Source organism: Dokdonella fugitiva (genome assembly GCF_004342425.1).
Classification (GTDB): domain Bacteria; phylum Pseudomonadota; class Gammaproteobacteria; order Xanthomonadales; family Rhodanobacteraceae; genus Dokdonella_A; species Dokdonella_A fugitiva.
Window position 1 is genome coordinate 20,060 of record NZ_SLWQ01000010.1, and the last position, 15,847, is coordinate 35,906.

10 protein-coding genes are annotated in these 15,847 nt (G+C 71.2%); 6 read left to right on the forward strand and 4 right to left on the reverse strand.

Annotation, left to right across the window (positions count from 1 at the left end; translation table 11 throughout):
* Window position 1 precedes the first annotated feature (1 nt).
* Window positions 2-829, reverse strand: a complete 828-nt coding sequence (locus EV148_RS15460; RefSeq protein WP_131999751.1) for an ABC transporter ATP-binding protein — start codon at window positions 827-829, stop codon at window positions 2-4.
* Window positions 826-1,935 carry an MlaE family ABC transporter permease gene (locus tag EV148_RS15465; protein WP_131999752.1) on the reverse strand — a complete coding sequence of 370 codons (1,110 nt, stop codon included), beginning with the start codon at window positions 1,933-1,935 and terminating at the stop codon, window positions 826-828. The genes EV148_RS15460 and EV148_RS15465 overlap by 4 nt, the downstream gene beginning before the upstream one ends.
* 97 nt (window positions 1,936-2,032) lie before the next feature.
* Here EV148_RS15465 and EV148_RS15470 point away from each other — a divergent pair, with 97 nt between their 5' ends.
* Complete coding sequence (locus EV148_RS15470; protein ID WP_131999753.1) at window positions 2,033-3,295, forward strand: threonine/serine exporter family protein; 1,263 nt, start codon at window positions 2,033-2,035, stop codon at window positions 3,293-3,295.
* Window positions 3,295-3,969: a YoaK family protein gene (locus EV148_RS15475; protein WP_131999754.1), complete on the forward strand. Its 675-nt coding sequence runs from the start codon at window positions 3,295-3,297 to the stop codon at window positions 3,967-3,969. The genes EV148_RS15470 and EV148_RS15475 overlap by 1 nt, the downstream gene beginning before the upstream one ends.
* Before the next feature lie 46 nt (window positions 3,970-4,015).
* Here EV148_RS15475 and EV148_RS15480 read toward each other — a convergent pair whose 3' ends face one another.
* Window positions 4,016-4,483: a Dps family protein gene (locus EV148_RS15480; protein WP_131999755.1), complete on the reverse strand. Its 468-nt coding sequence runs from the start codon at window positions 4,481-4,483 to the stop codon at window positions 4,016-4,018.
* A 141-nt stretch (window positions 4,484-4,624) separates the two neighbouring features.
* Between EV148_RS15480 and hrpA the strand changes: the two genes are divergently transcribed.
* Entirely contained in the window at window positions 4,625-8,716 is a 4,092-nt protein-coding gene (hrpA, locus tag EV148_RS15485) for an ATP-dependent RNA helicase HrpA (protein ID WP_131999756.1), read from the forward strand.
* 139 nt (window positions 8,717-8,855) lie between these two features.
* On the opposite strand, the gene EV148_RS15490 is transcribed toward hrpA, so the two are convergent.
* Window positions 8,856-9,323 (reverse strand): hypothetical protein, encoded by a 468-nt coding sequence (locus tag EV148_RS15490; RefSeq protein ID WP_131999757.1) that lies wholly within the window; start codon window positions 9,321-9,323, stop codon window positions 8,856-8,858.
* A gap of 261 nt (window positions 9,324-9,584) precedes the next feature.
* Here EV148_RS15490 and EV148_RS15495 point away from each other — a divergent pair, with 261 nt between their 5' ends.
* From EV148_RS15495 to EV148_RS15505, 3 genes are all read left to right on the forward strand, one after another.
* Window positions 9,585-10,784 (forward strand): hypothetical protein, encoded by a 1,200-nt coding sequence (locus EV148_RS15495; RefSeq protein ID WP_131999758.1) that lies wholly within the window; start codon window positions 9,585-9,587, stop codon window positions 10,782-10,784.
* Between the two features lie 45 nt (window positions 10,785-10,829).
* Window positions 10,830-13,139 (forward strand): RelA/SpoT family protein, encoded by a 2,310-nt coding sequence (locus EV148_RS15500; protein WP_131999759.1) that lies wholly within the window; start codon window positions 10,830-10,832, stop codon window positions 13,137-13,139.
* Between the two features lie 144 nt (window positions 13,140-13,283).
* The gene (locus EV148_RS15505; protein WP_131999760.1) at window positions 13,284-15,845 is read left to right on the forward strand and encodes a serine/threonine-protein kinase; all 2,562 of its coding nucleotides are present in this window, start codon (window positions 13,284-13,286) and stop codon (window positions 15,843-15,845) included.
* Window positions 15,846-15,847: the final 2 nt, after the last annotated feature.

Below are 15,847 nucleotides of genomic sequence, written 5' to 3' on the forward strand. Positions count from 1 at the left end.
GTCAGTTCCTGGTGGGGGCGGCATACGCCGCGATGCGCTTGGAAGACGAAACCGCGCGCTCGGCCGCGCGTCCACGCGGGCCCTGGAAATACTCCTGCACCCAGGCGTCGTCGCAGCGTTCGACCTTGTCGAGCGTGTCGGCGACGAGCACGCGCTTCTGCGAAAGCACGGCGACGCGGTCGCAGATCGTGTAGAGGGTGTCGAGGTCGTGCGTGATAAGGAACACGGTGAGGCCGAGGCTCTCGCGCAGGGTCAGGATCAGCTGGTCGAACGCCGCCGCGCCGATCGGGTCGAGGCCGGCGGTCGGCTCGTCGAGGAACAGGATGTCCGGGTCGAGCGCGATCGCGCGCGCGAGCGCCGCGCGCTTGACCATGCCGCCGGAGAGCTGCGCCGGGAATTTCGCGCCCGCGTCGGGCGGCAGGCCGGCGAGGGCGATCTTCAGCGCCGCGAAGCGCTGCATCAGCGCGAGCGGCAGGTCGTGGTGCTCGCGCATCGGCACCATCACGTTGTCGGCGACCGACAGCGAGGAGAACAGCGCACCGTTCTGGAACAGCACGCCGCAGCGGCGCTCGACCGCGATGCGCTCCTCGTCGCCCGCCTTCATCATGTCGGTGCCGAGCAGCCTCACGCTGCCGGCAGCGGGCCGGTTGAGGCCGATGATCGAGCGCAGCAGCACCGACTTGCCGCTGCCCGAACCGCCGACGACGCCGACGATCTCGCCGCGGCGTACGTCGAGGTCGAGGCCCTCGTGCACGACCTGCGCGCCGAACTGGTTGCGCAGGCCGCGCACCTCGATGACGCGGTCGGATCCGTTCGCCGGCGCGTTCATACGTCGATCTCCATGTAGAAGATCGCGGCGAGCGCATCGACGAGGATCGCGACGAAAATCGACTGCACCACGCTCGAGGTCGTGTGCGTGCCGACCGACTCGGCGCTGCCGGACACCTTGAAGCCTTCGAGGCAGCCGATCGAGGCGATCAGGAACGCGAAGATCGGCGCCTTGCTCATGCCGACCCAGAAGTGGCGCGTCGCGGCGAGGTCGTGGAAGCGCGTCACGAACATCGTCGGCGAGATGTCCATGCTCAGCGCGCAGACCAGCGCGCCGCCGACGATGCCCGAGAGCATCGCGATGAACGCGAGCGCCGGCAGCGCGACGAGCAGGGCGAGCAGGCGCGGCAGCACGAGCACTTCGACCGGATCGAGGCCGAGCGTGCGGATCGCATCGATCTCCTCGCGCGATTTCATCGAGCCGATCTGCGCGGTGAACGCGCTGCCCGAGCGGCCGGCGATGAGGATCGCGGTGAGCAGCACGCCGAACTCGCGCAGGAACGAATAGCCGATCAGCTCGACCGTGAAGACGGTGGCGCCGAAGTCCTTGAGCACGGTCGCGCCGAGGAAGGCAACGACCGCGCCGACGAGGAAGTTGAGCAGCACGACGATCGGCACCGCGTCGAGGCCGGTCTGTTCGAGATGGAACGCGAGCGAGGTGAGGCGCCAGCGGCGCGGAACGAACAGGCACCGCGCGAGCGTCGCGAGCACGAGGCCGATGAAGCCGAGCAGCTGCGAGGCATCGCGCGCGACCTGTTCGGCCGCGGCGCCGGTACGCGCGAGCAGCGCGACCAGGCCGCCGTCGGCGGGTGGCGGCCCCTTCACGGCGACGTCGGCTTCGGCCACGGCGTCGACGAGCGCGCGGCGCGTCGCGTCGAGGCCGTCGACGCCGCGCTCGCCGGCGAGGTCGAGCAGGAGGCGCGCGCCGGAGGTGTCAAGCCGGGCGATTCCGCTCGCGTCCACGCGCAGGGATCGTCCATGCCTGCGCGCGAGCGCGGCGACCTCGGCGGCGAGCACGGGCGCGGCGGCGATGGTCCAGTCGCCCGCCGCGACGACGACGTCGCCGTCCTGGCCGTGGCGGAGTGTGGCAGTCCCTGCAGCGCTCATCGCGCAAGGCTAACAGGCTGGCCGATGATCGCAAACGCGCCTCGGCCGCGAACGTGAACGCTCGCCAACGAGCGTGCCCGCACGGCATCATTGCGCGATGGAAAGGGCAGGTTTCACGCAGCGAGCCGGTGGCGACGCCGAACTGAAGACGCGCATCGGCTTCGTCGTCGAGCTGTCGCGGCGCCTGCATGAATACGGCACCACCGCACCGCGTCTCGAGGACGTCGTCAACCTCGTCAGCGCGCGCCTCGGCCTCGCCTGCAACGTGCTGTCGACGCCGACTTCGATCGTGATGTCGTTCTCCGACCCCTCGCGCGGCGACGACCTCGCCGAGACGACCCAGGTCGTGCGCGTGCCCCCCGGCGAGGTGAACCTCAAGCGCCTGTGCCAGGTCGACGAGATCGCCGACCGCGTGATCGCCGGCGAACTCGATTTCGTCGAAGGACGCCGCCAGCTGCGCGCGATCGGCGAGCGCCCGCCGAGCCGCAGCAGCGACATGGCCGGCGTGCTCAGCTTCGGCGTGTCGTCGGCGGCGATCGCGGCGATCCTGCACACCGGCTGGCGCGAAGCCGCCGTCGCCGGGCTCAACGGCCTGCTGATCGGCGCGATCTCGCTCGCGCCGCGGCGCTGGCCGTCATTCGCGCCCGCCCTCGAAGCCGCCGCGGCGCTGCTGTGCACGATCGTCGCGATCGTGGTCGCGCAATGGGTGGCGCCGATCTCGTTGCGGCCGGTCGTGCTGGCGAGCCTGATCGTGCTGCTGCCGGGCATGACCTTGACCACGGCGGTGCGCGAGCTGTCGAGCCAGCACCTCATCTCCGGCACCGCGCGCATGATGGGCGCGGCGACGACCCTGCTCAAGCTCATCTTCGGCACCGCCGCGGCGCTGCAGCTCGGTGCATTGCTCGGCATCGTGCCGCCGACCGCCGATTCGGCGCCGTTGCCCGCGTGGGCCGGGCCGTGCGGCGTGATCGCCGCGGCGTTCTCGTTCGCCGTGCTGTTCAAGAGCCCGCTGCGCTTCTACCCGGTGGTGATCGCCGCGCCGATCCTCGGCTACGCCTGCACGCAGATCGGCGGGGCGCACGTGCCGCCCGCGTTCGGTACCTTCCTCGGCAGCCTCGTCGTCGGCGCCGCGAGCAACCTGTTCGCGCGCGTGATGCAGCGCCCCGGCGCGCTCGTGCGCGAGACCGGCATCATCCTGCTCGTGCCGGGCAGCGTCGGTTTCCGCAGCCTCAGCTACGTGCTCGACCGCGAGGTACTGCTCGGCATCGACACGGCGATCACGATGGCCGCGCTGCTCACCGCGATCGTCGCCGGCCTGCTGTTCGGCGACTTCCTCGTCACGCCGCGGCGCAAGCTGTGATGTTCGCGAGGCTTCCGCGCTGGGTGCTGGGCGGCGGCGCGCTGCTCGCGTTCGTCGCCGGCATCGTCAATGCGAGCGGCTTCCTCGGCGTGCAGCACCAGGGCATCACGCACCTGACCGGCACGACGACGATGCTCGGCATCGCGCTCGGCGGGCGCGACATGGCCGGCATGCTCCACTTCGCCGCGCTGATCGGCGCGTTCATGGCCGGCTGCGTCGCGAGCGGCATGATCGTGCAGGATTCGACCCTGCGCCTCGGTCGCCGCTACGGCGTCGTGCTGGTGATCGAGGGCGCGCTGCTCGCCCTGGCGGTGCCGTTGCTCGTGCGTGGCGACGTCGCCGGCGAATACCTCGCCTCGGCCGCGTGCGGCCTGCAGAACGCGATGGCGAGCACCTACAGCGGCGCGGTGCTGCGCACGACGCATTTCTCCGGCACGCTCACGGACCTCGGCATCTTCATCGGCCACCGGCTGCGCGGCCTGCCGGTCGACGCGCGCCGCGTGCGCCTGCTGCTCGCGCTCGTGCTCGCCTTCCTCTGCGGCGCGGTCGCGGGGACGTGGCTGTTCGGCCGCCTCGGATACGCCGCGCTGTACGTGCCGGCTGCCGCGACGGCGACGATCGGTTCCGTCTACGGCATCTACCAGCACCTGCGCGCGCGCCGCGCAGGTGGCTGAGGCAGCGCCGGCCGACGCGTGCGCGGCGGCCGGCGGGGCGCGGGGCTCACTTCAGCAGCGAGCGCAGCATCCACGCGGTCTTCTCGTGCTCCTGCATGCGCTGGGTCGCGAGGTCGGCGGTCGGCTGGTCGTCGGCCTTGTCGGCGACGCGGAACACGTCGCGCGCGGTGCGGGCGACCGTCTCGTGGCCCTCGACGAGCTGCTGCACCATACCCTTCCAGTCCGGCACGCCGGTCTCCTCGGCGATCGCGGTGAGCTTGCCGAACTGCGTGTACGAACCGGGCGCGTAGACGTCGAGCGCGCGGATGCGCTCGGCGATCGCGTCGGCCGCGGTCCACAACGCGTTGTATTGCGTCTCGAACATGAGGTGCAGCGTGTTGAACATCGTGCCGGTCACGTTCCAGTGGAAGCTGTGCGTCTTGAGGTACAGCGAATACGTGTCGGCGAGCAGGCGCGACAGGTTCTTCGCGATGCTTTCCCGGTCCTTCTTGGCGATGCCGATGTCGATGGCCATGGGTGCACTCCGGTGTGGAGCATCTAGGCTAGCGCGTCCGCCTGCCGGGGGGAAATCGAAACGCGCGATCGGTGCGATAGCCGCCGGATATGGCCGCCACGGGCGCTCGCATCGCGCGCGCGCATCGCCGACAATTCGCCGATGTCCGATTTGAAGTCCCTGCGCGACGCGCTCGATACGGTGATGGCGCGCGACGCCGGCCGCCTGCTCGCGCGCTGGCGGCGCGTGTCCGCTCGCCCGGAAGAACGCGACGTTGCCGCATTGCGCGAGGCGATCGCCGCGTCCGCGGCCGAGCGTGCCGCGCGCGCGGCGCGCGTGCCGGACATCGCGCTCGATGCCTCGTTACCCATCAGCGCGCGCGCCGACGAGATCGTCGCGCTGATCCGCAAGCACCAGGTGCTCGTGCTCGCCGGCGAAACAGGCTCGGGCAAGACCACGCAACTGCCCAAGCTCTGCCTCGCCGCGGGCCGCGGTACCGCCGGCCTGATCGGCTGCACGCAGCCGCGGCGCATCGCTGCGCGCAGCGTTGCGCGGCGCGTCGCCGCCGAGCTCGGCAGCGAGGTCGGGCGGCTGGTCGGCTTCCAGGTTCGCTTCGCCGACCAGGTGTCGGACCAGACGCTGGTCAAGTTCATGACCGACGGCATCCTGCTCGCCGAGACGCAGGGCGACCCCTGGCTCGGTGCGTACGACACGATCATCCTCGACGAGGCGCACGAGCGCAGCCTCAACATCGACTTCCTGCTCGGCTACCTCAAGCGCCTGCTCGCGAAGCGGCGCGACCTCAAGCTCGTGGTGACGTCGGCGACGATCGATACCGCGCGCTTCGCGCGCCATTTCGGCGATGCGCCAGTGGTCGAGGTGGAAGGCCGCACCTATCCGGTCGAGGTGCGCTGGCGGAAATGGGGTCAGGTTCATTCGTCGTCCGACGAACCTGCGGACCGCGCGCGCAGTCCGAAGAATGAACCTGACCCCATTTCCCTCGCCGAGCAGGTCGTCGCCGTCGCCGACGAGATCACGCGCGAGGATCCGCGCGGCGACGTGCTCGTGTTCCTGCCCGGCGAGCGCGAGATCCGCGACGTGCACCTCGCGCTGTCGCGGCGCAAGTACCGCGAGACGGAAGTGCTCGCGCTGTATGCGCGCCTGTCCGCGGCCGAGCAGGACCGCGTGTTCAGGCCGGGGCCGCAGCGGCGCATCGTACTCGCGACCAACGTCGCCGAGACCTCGCTCACGGTGCCGCGCATCCGCTACGTGATCGATGCCGGCACCGCGCGCGTGAAGCGCTACAGCCCGCGCAACCAGCTCGAGCGCCTGCACGTTGAGCCGATCTCGCAGGCCGCGGCGGACCAGCGCAAGGGACGTTGCGGCCGCGTCGGCCCGGGCATCTGCTACCGCCTCTACGACGAGCAGGACTACCTGCAGCGCGCGCGCTACACCGATCCGGAGATCCTGCGCTCGTCGCTCGCCGGCGTGATCCTGCGCATGCTCGCGCTCAGGCTCGGCGACCCGGCGGATTTCCCGTTCGTCGAAGCGCCGTCGGAGCGCGCGATCGGCGACGGCTATCGCCGCCTCGCCGAACTCGGCGCGATCGAGGACGCGGCGATGCGGACGCCGGCAGGCGCGGACGATCGCAACGCCGGCCACGCTCCCCGTGCAGGACGGAAGCAACCCGGCTGGAGGCTGACGGCGATCGGCCAGGCCCTCGCCCGGCTGCCGGTCGACGTCTCCCTCGGACGCATGCTGGTCGAGGCCGAAAAGCGCGGCGTGCTGCGCGAATTGCTCGTGCTCGCTTCGTTCCTCAGCGTGCAGGACCCACGCCAGCGGCCGGCCGAGGCGCGACAGCAGGCCGACGCGGCGCATGCCCAGTTCGCCGACGCGAAGTCGGACTTCAACGCGGTGCTGCGGTTGTGGGCGGCCTACGGCGCGGCGCACGAGGAACTCACGCAGTCGAAGCTGCGCGACTGGTGCGAGGCGCGCTTCCTGTCGTTCCTGCGCATGCGGGAATGGCGCGAACTGCATCGCCAGCTGCTGCTCGCGTATGCCACCGATGGCGACCGGCTCGCCGACGAGGGCGTCGCGCCCGCGTCGCGCCCGCGCGGTGGTCCTGCCGGGCGGGCGCAGGGCGCGTCGCCGGGATCGGCGCCGATCGACGTGGAGGCCGCGACCGCCGACCGCTACGAAGCCGTGCATCGCTGCCTGCTCTCGGGTTGGCCGACCCAGGTCGGCCGCAAGGACGAACGCGGCCAGTACCGCGGCACGCGCGAGCGCAAGTTCTCGATCTTCCCGGGCTCGGCGCTCGCGAAATCGGCGCCGCAGTGGCTGCTCGCGGGACAGATCCTCGACCTGCAGAAGGTCTATGCGATGTCCTGCGCGAAGGTCGAACCCGCGTGGATCGAGCAGCAGGCGGCGCATCTCGTGCGCAAGAGCTGGCGCGACGCGCACTGGTCGCGCAAGCGCGGCGCGGTCGTCGCGCACGAGCAGGTGACGCTGTTCGGGCTCGTGCTCGCCGACCAGCGCACAGTGATGTTCGGTCGGCAGGATCCGCCACTCGCGCACGCGATCTTCGCGCGCGAAGCGCTCGCGCGCTGCGAGATCGACGCGCGCGCCGACTTCGTGCGCGCGAATGCGCGCGTGCTCGCGCAGGCGCGCGAGATCGAGGCGAAGCGCCGGCGGTCCGGATTGATCCGGGGCGAGGACGAGCTCGCCGCGTTCTTCGCCGGCAAACTGCCCGCCGACATCAGCACATCCGCTGCGCTCGATGCGTGGTACCGGCGCGCCACGCCGACGGAGCAGGCCGCCTTGCACTGGTCGCTCGCCGACGTGCTCGCCGAAGAGGCAGGCGCGGGCGCGCGCGACTTCCCGGCGCGCCTCGACGTCGCCGGGCACGCGTTGCGCCTCGCCTATCGCTTCGTGCCGGGCGACGCCGCCGACGGCGTGACGCTGCATGTACCGCTCGCCCTCGTCAACGCGGTGCCCGCGGCACGCTGCGAGTGGCTCGTGCCCGGGCTGCTCGCCGGGAAGGTCGCCGAGGCGATCCGTGGCCTGCCCAAGGCGCTGCGCCGCAACTTCGTCCCAGCGCCGGATTTCGCCCGCGCATTCGTCGAAGCCGAGCCGCCGCGCGACGAGCCGTTGTACGCGGTGCTCGCGCGCTACCTGCAGCGCGTCACCGGCGTGGCGGTTTCCGCCACGGACTTCGCCGGCGTCGAGCTGCCCGCCCATCTCGCGATGAACTTCCGCATCGAGGACGAGCAGGGCCGGGTGCTGGTCGAAAGCCGCGACCTCGCCGCGATCCAGGCGCAATGGACCGGCGCCGCGCGCGTCGCCTTCTCGCGCCGCGCGGACGTCGAACTCACGCGCGAGGACGTCACCGGCTTCGACCTCGACGACATTCCCGACAGCGTCGTCTCCAGCGGCGGGCTGACCGCCTTCCCGGCGCTCGTCGATCTCGGCGAAAGCGTCGCGCTGCGCGTGTTCGAGCGGCGTGACGAGGCGCTCATGCAGCACCGCCGCGGCGTCGAGCGCCTGCTGCGGCGCGCGCTCGCCGACCGCGTCCGCCAGGCGCAGCGCCAGCTGCCGCTGAAGAACGAGCTGCTGTTGAGGAGCGGCCGCTTTTCGTTTTCCGCGAGCGAAGGCCGCGGTAACAGGACCGGTATCGCGGACGCGGTGCGTGCGGACATCGTCGAAGGCGCGTTGCGCGAACAGCTCGCCGCCGTCGACCTCGACGTACGCACGCGCAGCGCGTTCGCCACGCTGCGCGATGCGCTCGCGCGCGGCCTCTTCGCCGCCGCGGTCGAACGCCTCGCCCTGGCCGAAGCGGTCCTCGCCGCGCTGGCGGAACTGCGTCCGCTGCTGCAGCCGCCGCTGCTCGGCTTCGCGCGTGCGAACTACGACGACCTCGAGGAGCAGCTCGGCGAACTGCTCGCGCCGGGCTTCCTGCGCGACGTCGGGTCGACGCGGCTCGCGCAGTTCCCGCGCTACCTCAAGGCGATGCGCCTGCGCGCGGAGCGCCTGCGCCAGGATCCCGCGCGCGACCAGGCGCGCATGCTCGCGGTGCAGTTGTACTGGCGCGACTATCTCAAGCTGCGTGCCGCGCATGCGGACGATGCGCGGCTGGACGAGTTGCGCTGGCTGGTGGAGGAACTGCGCGTGTCGACGTTCGCGCAGGAACTGCGCACGGCGGAGCCGGTGTCGCCGAAGCGGCTTGCGAAGCTGGTGGAGGCGTTGCGCGGGACGTGACGCTGGATAGCGGACCAGTGGAGGTCGGAGTGCTCGCCACGCGCTGGATCACCGATCAGCGGAGGTCCGCGTCACCTTCAGGGGCCGGATCCCGGATCAGCGTACATCCGCGTACTGTCCGGGATGAGCCATCCTGGACTCACTTGACGCGTTTGACGCGGACGCTGCAGCCGCAGCCGTCGACGTACATGAGCCAGCTGCCGAGCAGCATCGGCTTGATCTTGACCTTGGGATTGTTGAACTTGCCGGTGTCGCGCGAACCCGATTCGGCCTGGGCCCACTGCTGGCCGTTCTCGAGCGTGAAGACGGTGTGCCCGCGCCAGCCTTCGAACGTTCCGACGATGCTCGATTCGATGTTCTCGCGCGCGCTGTCGTCCGGATAGAACACCGGCGCGCCACTCGAGGACACGTATTTGACGTTGCCGCCGCCGTGCGCCTCGATCCAGGCGTTGAGCCGGGCGAGCTCCTCCGGCGACAGCTTGTCGAGACCCGCGGCATGGAACTCCGCCTGCGACATGCGCTCCTCGAGCGTCGGCGCCTGCGTCTGCGCGCCGGCCACCGAGGCAGCAACGGTTAAGGTGAGGGCGAGGCTCGGGATCAGGCGCATAGTTTCGTCGGCAGGTGGGCAGTCTGTGACCGCAACCGCAAAAATCCTTGACTTACGGGAACTTAACACGTGCACTTGAGCGCGCATCTGGATACAATGCGGCGGGCCCAAGTGTAGCATGAGCCGTTCGGATTTGGTCCGGCGACTCCAGTCGGGTGTGGTCGAACGAAGCCGTTCATGGTTCGTATAAGCGACGTGGTGGCGGCAAGCGGATTGCGCCGAGAACCAGAAACTCCGTTCCAGGTGAGAGTGAACATAGAGATGTCCTTGAAGAACGCGTGTCCTGCTGCAACGGTCGCTGCACTGCTCCTGTCGACCACTGCCGCCGCTTCACCGACGCTGATCATCAACGATGGCGCCGCCGTCGACGTGCAGACGTTCAGCTATGCGGGCGGCGCTGTCGGCGCGATGCTCGACGTGACCACCGAGGGTTACGCGATCTGCGCCAACGTCGGCCAGGCCCTGGCGACGCCGGTGTCGATGCAGGCGCATCACCCGCGCTGGACCATGCCGGTCGCGAACGACGTGCGCAACGTCACCTATACGAACGGCGTGCTGCGTGTGAACAAGGGCGTTTCCACGTTTTCTCCCGAAGGTTCGCTCGCCTGCCAGATGCGCGGGGCCAGCGGCGAGGTGTCCGCGCCGTTCAGCGGCTACGGCGACGGCCTTTTCCGCGACGGCTGGGAAGGCTATTCGTCTGTGCAGTTCGGCAACCTCGTGAACTGGCTGCCGGTCGACGACTTCTCCTGGTCCTCGCCGGACTGGCGCGTCGTGCCGAACGATGCCTGCACGTGGGACATGAATCCGAATACGCCGGCCGTGGCGGAAAGCGCGGTCTGCGCCGCCGCGACCGGCGTGCGGCCCGTCGACGGCGGCTCGCAGAACGATGCCCGCTTCGGCGACCGCGCGCCGACGATGTGGACGGCGACCACGGCCAGCAGCTTCATCTACCTGGCGCGCATCGACGCGCGTTTCGGTCCGCCGGACGGCGCGCCGAACAGCCATTTCCCGATCGGTACGCCGCAGCGGCCGGACCAGGCGCAGTCGAGTTCCGTCGACGTCGTGATCCGCGACGCGTACGACTCGAACTATCTCCAGGCGAACGGTTCCTACTGCCTGCTGCGCAAGCTGCCGGCCGTGCTCGACGAGAACGTCTGCGCGAGCGAAGACGTCTATTACTCGCACGGGTTGAGCGGCACGAACAATCCGGACGGCATGCTCAATGAACGCATCCCGCTCGTGGCCGGCTTCAACACCGCGGCGTCGCTGTACGTCGCGGTCGTGCGCCAGAAGCGTGCCGGCGGCACCTCGGCGGGCTCGTGCCAGCCCTACAGCGCGATCGCCACGATCATCGACCCGGGCGTGGCGCGCAACGAGAACGGCGACGAGTTCATCGGCGACGACGTCGTGTTCGGCTTCCGCAACTCCGACAGCTTCGAGTGGATGGGCTGCGTTCCCTGATCGGCGACATTCGCACAAGCCTCGCATCGGCGCCTGCGGGCGCCGATGTCTTTTTCGAGGCTCGCCGAAACGCGGGACCGGGCGCGGGTCGTGAATACGTCGATTGAATCCACAACGTCGCTCGCGACGTGGGCGGCGCAGCTCGAGCGGAGCGGCACCGACGGGGTCGCGCTGCGCGCGTGCCGCCTCGCCTCCTCGCGCGCGCCGACGCCGGCATGGAACGCCGTGCAGGCCGAACTGCTCGCGACGATCGTGCTGCTCGGCGAACTCGGCGTCGGCGAGGAGGCACAGGCGGCCTGCGTGCTGCACACGCTGATGCTCGCCGATCCCGCGTTCGACGCGGGCGCGCTCGCGGATTTTCCCGCCGGCACGCGGGCGCTCGTCGAGGGGCAACAGGCCGCCGAACGCGTCTGGGCTCTCTACGCGGCGCATGGCACGGTCGGCGGCAGCGAGGGCCTGCGGCGCCTGCTGCTCGCGATCATCCGCGACCCGCGCGTGGTCTTCATCCTGCTCGCGCGCCAGCTCGTGCGCATGCGCGCGGCGACGCGCGCGCCCGAGGCCGAACAGCGCGCGCTCGCGCGCCTCAGCGCGGACATCCATGCGCCGCTCGCCAACCGCCTCGGCATCTGGCAGATCAAGTGGGAACTGGAGGACCTCGCGTTCCGCTTCCTGCAGCCGGACGTGTACCGGCGCATCGCGCGCCTGCTCGACGAGCGGCGCGGCGACCGCGAGGCATGGATCAGCGACGCCAAGGCGCGGCTCGGCGAGGCGTTGCGCAACGCCGGCATCGAGGCGGACATCGCGGGGCGGCCGAAGCACATCTACTCCATCTGGCGCAAGATGCAGCGCAAGGGCGTCGAGTTCTCCGAGCTCTACGACGTGCGCGCGCTGCGCCTGCTCGTGAAGGACGTCGCCGCGTGCTACGCCGCGCTCGGCGTCGTCCACACGCTGTGGCCGTACATCCCGGGCGAATTCGACGACTACATCGCCAACCCGAAGGGCAACCATTACCAGTCGCTGCACACCGCGGTGATCGGCCCGGGCGGCCGCACGCTCGAGGTGCAGATCCGCTCGCACGACATGCACCGGCATGCGGAACTCGGCGTCGCGGCGCACTGGCGTTACAAGGAAAGCACGGCCGGTCCGGTTTCCCTCACCCCATCGTCCGCTTTGCGGACGGTCCCCCCCTCTCCCGCTGCGCGGGCGAGGGACGGAGGCCAGCGGCCGCTGGCCGCCGGGTCTTCGATGGGGGCCGATACGAGCTTCGAGCGCAAGATCGCCTGGATGCGCCAGCTGCTCGAGGCGCGCGATGCTTCCGACGACGATGCGGCCCTGCTCGCGGGCTTCCGCACCGAAGTGGTCGAGGATCGCGTCTACCTGCTCACGCCGAAGGGACAGGTCGTCGACCTGCCGCGCGGCGCGACGGTGCTCGATTTCGCCTATTCGATCCACACCGACGTCGGCCACCGCTGCCGCGGCGCGAAGGTCAACGGGCGCATCGTGCCGCTGTCGTTCCAGCCGGCGAGCGGCGACCGCATCGAGATCCTCACCGGCAAGGTGATCGAGCCCAAGCGCGACTGGCTGGCCGCGCAGCACGGCTACCTCAACACGCATCGCGCGCGGGAAAAGGTGCGCACCTGGTTCAAGCGCGTCGACCTCGCGCAGAACCTGGCCGCCGGCCGTGCGCTGCTCGAACGTGAACTCAAGCGCCTCGCGCTGCAGCCGGCGAGCCTCGACGGCCTGCCCGAGCGCTTCCATCTCGGGACCCACGACGAACTGCTCGAGGCGCTCGCCCTCGGCGACGTCAGCACCGGCCAGCTCGCGCGCGCGCTGCACGAGCTCAGCGCGCCGCCGGATCCGGCGCCGGTGCAGGCGCCGCATCCGGCGCAGCGGCCCGCCGCGGACAGTGGCGCGATCGTCATCGAGGGCATCGGCAACCTGCTCAACCAGCTCGCGCGTTGCTGCCAGCCGTTGCCCGGCGACGTCATCGCCGGCTACATCACGCGCGGGCGTGGCGTGTCGGTGCATCGCGCCGACTGCGCCCAGCTCGCCAAGCTGCGCGAGCGCGACGCGAGCCGCGTCATCGCGGTCGAGTGGGGGCGCCGGCGCGAGGCGAGCTACGAGGTCGACGTCGTCGTCAAGGGCTACGACCGCAAGTGGCTGCACAAGGACGTCACCAACGTGATCGCGGCCGCGAACGCGCACGTGATCGCGGTCGACGCGCGCGTCGACGAGCGCCGTGGCATCGTGGAGATGAACTATGCCCTCAAGGTCACCGGCTTCGACCAGTTGAGCGCCTTGTTGAGCCAGCTGCTCGCGGTGCCGAACGTGATCGAGGCGCGCCGGATCGCGTGACGGCGGCCTCGTTCCGGCGGCCCTGCACGGTGTCGGCGCCCGCATGCGCGCCGCCGCGCCTGCTGATATGCTCGGGCGCCCGCCTGATGCGCGTTTGCGAGCCCCGCCAGCGTGGCCGGGCGCCGCAGCGGAAGTGACGCGACCGTGATCGAGATCCCCGGATACCGCATCCTGCGCCAGCTCGGCCGTGGCGGCATGGCCACGGTCTACCTGGCGACGCAGGAGTCGGTCGAGCGCGACGTCGCGCTCAAGGTGATGTCGCCGGCGCTGCTGGTCGATCCGAATTTCGGCGAGCGTTTCCTGCGCGAGGCGCGCATCGCGGCCAAGCTGCACCATCGCCACGTGGTCGGCATCCACGACGTCGGCCACGCCGGCGACTGCCACTACATCGCGATGGAATACCTCGCCGGTGGCGCGGTGCTGGCGAAGGACGGCAGCACGCGCGAACCCGCGTTCGCGCTGCGCGTCGCGCGCGAGATCGCCAGCGCGCTCAACTACGCGCACGAGAAGGGCTTCGTGCACCGCGACGTGAAGCCCGACAACATCCTGCTGCGGGACGACGATTCGGCGGTGCTGACCGACTTCGGCATCGCGCGCGCGTTCGATTCGAGCCTGCGCATGACCAAGACCGGCGCGATCGTCGGCACGCCGCACTACATGAGCCCCGAGCAGGCCCGCGGTCGCCCGATCGACGGCCGCGCCGACCTGTACAGCCTCGGCATCGTGCTCTACGAGATGCTCGTCGGGCGCGTGCCTTACCACGCCGACGACTCGCTCGCGGTCGGCATCAAGCACATCACCGAGCCGGTGCCGCGCTTGCCGCGCGCGCTCGAGATGCTGCAACCGTTGCTCGACCGCCTGCTCGCGAAGGAGCCGGAGGAGCGTTACCAGACCGGCAACGACGTCGCCGCGGCGATCGCCGAGTTCGAGCGACGCACGCCGATGGTGGTGCTGCGCGCGACCGCGGCCGGCGTCGACGACGATGCCTTGCCGTCGATGCGCCCGTACAGCGACACGCCCGCGCCCACGCCGATGCCCGCGTTCGCCGTCGACCCGCCCGAGCGCGGCGAGCGCGCCGACCGCCACGAGCGCCATGAGCGCAACGAGCCGGCGATCGGGCGCATCGACCAGATCGTCGCGGCGCTCGACGCCGAGCCGATGCGTGCCGACCGCGAAGCACCGGCCGCACGCGCCGCCCGCAAGCCGCGGCGCCGACGCGGCGTCGGCACGCTCGTCGCGCTCGCCGTGATCTGCGTGGCCGGTTTCGCCGCCTGGCACTGGCAGGACTCGCTGCGCCGGCTGCTGCCGCGCACGGAATTCAACGACACGCTTGCGCGCGCGCAGCGCGCGCTCGAGGCGGGCCGCCTCACCGGCAACCAGGGCGACAGCGCGCGCGAACTGTTCCTCGCCGCGCGCGCGCAGGACCCCGACAACGACACGGCGCGACGCGGCCTCGACACGGTCGGGCGCAAACTGCTCGAACAGGGCGAAGCGGCGCTCGCGCAGGGCGACGTCGCCGCCGCGCAGGCGGCGCTCGACGCCGCCCGCGACCTGCTCGGTGGCGGCGCCGGCGTCGACCGCCTCGCGCAAGCGCTCAAGGAACGCGACGCGAAGGGCGACGAGACGGCGCAGGCGCTCGAGCGCGCGGCCGCCGCGGTCGACGCGGGGCGGCTGTCCGGCGCCGACGGCGCCGCGGCGCTTTACCAGCGCGTGCTCGACGGCGACCCCGGCAATGCCCTCGCCCAGGCGGGGCTGCGCAAGGTCGCCGATGCACTCGCGGCGCAGGCGCGCGCCGCGCTCGCGGCGAAGGACCTGGCCACCGCCGCCGCGCGCAGCGCCGAGATCTCGCGCGTGCTGCCGTCATGGCCCGGCCTGCCGCAGCTCAATGGTGAACTCGCGCAGGCGCGCGAAGCCGCGCGTGCGGCGCTCGAAGGCACGCTCGATCGCGCCGATGCGCAGGTGCGCGCGGGCGTGCTCGCGGGCAGCGAGGATTCCGCGCTCGAGCTCTATCGCGCCGTGCTCGAGGAGGATCCGGCGAGCGCCCGCGCGAAACAGGGCCTGCGCGCGGTCGCGCAGGCGTTCGTCGTACAGGCGAACGCGGCGATCGACGACGACAACGCGGACGAAGCCGGCCGCCTGCTCGACCAGGCGACGCGCCTCGCCGCCGACCTGCCCGACCTGCGCGCCGCGCGCGTGAACCTGCGTGAATTGCGCGAGAGGCTCGACATCGCCGCCGAGCGTCCGCCGATCACGCCCGCGCAGAGCGCGCAGATCCAGCGCCTGCTCGCCGACGCGACGCGCGCCGCCGCGGCCGGCAACCTGATCCTGCCGCCGGGCGACAGCGCCTACGACAAGTACCGCGCGGCGCTCGCGATCGACCGCGACAACCGCGACGCGCAGGCCGGCCTTGCGCGCCTGCCGATCCACGCCAAGGAACTGTTCGCGCAGGCGCTCACCGACGGCGCGCCGCAGCGCGCGCGCACGCAGCTCGACGCCGTGCGGCAGATCGCGCCCGAGGACGCCGCGATCGCCGGCATGAGCGAGAAGCTCGCGAACGCGTTCCTCGACCAGGCCGATGCGCGCATCGGCGAAGGGCGTCGCGCCGACGCGACGCGCGCGCTCGACGCCGCGCGCCAGCTCAGCCCCGCCAACCCGCGCATCGCGCCGCTCGAAGCGCGCCTGCGCGCGATGGACGCGAGGGGCTGACG

Excerpts from the sequence above, each read along its gene's own strand:
- EV148_RS15460 (WP_131999751.1), bottom strand. The coding sequence starts at position 829 with ATGAACGCGCCGGCGAACGGATCCGACCGCGTCATCGAGGTGCGCGGC.
- EV148_RS15465 (WP_131999752.1), bottom strand. The coding sequence starts at position 1,935 with ATGAGCGCTGCAGGGACTGCCACACTCCGCCACGGCCAGGACGGCGAC.
- EV148_RS15470 (WP_131999753.1), top strand. The coding sequence starts at position 2,033 with ATGGAAAGGGCAGGTTTCACGCAGCGAGCCGGTGGCGACGCCGAACTG.
- EV148_RS15475 (WP_131999754.1), top strand. The coding sequence starts at position 3,295 with ATGTTCGCGAGGCTTCCGCGCTGGGTGCTGGGCGGCGGCGCGCTGCTC.
- EV148_RS15480 (WP_131999755.1), bottom strand. The coding sequence starts at position 4,483 with ATGGCCATCGACATCGGCATCGCCAAGAAGGACCGGGAAAGCATCGCG.
- hrpA (WP_131999756.1), top strand. The coding sequence starts at position 4,625 with ATGTCCGATTTGAAGTCCCTGCGCGACGCGCTCGATACGGTGATGGCG.
- EV148_RS15490 (WP_131999757.1), bottom strand. The coding sequence starts at position 9,323 with ATGCGCCTGATCCCGAGCCTCGCCCTCACCTTAACCGTTGCTGCCTCG.
- EV148_RS15495 (WP_131999758.1), top strand. The coding sequence starts at position 9,585 with ATGTCCTTGAAGAACGCGTGTCCTGCTGCAACGGTCGCTGCACTGCTC.
- EV148_RS15500 (WP_131999759.1), top strand. The coding sequence starts at position 10,830 with ATGTCTTTTTCGAGGCTCGCCGAAACGCGGGACCGGGCGCGGGTCGTG.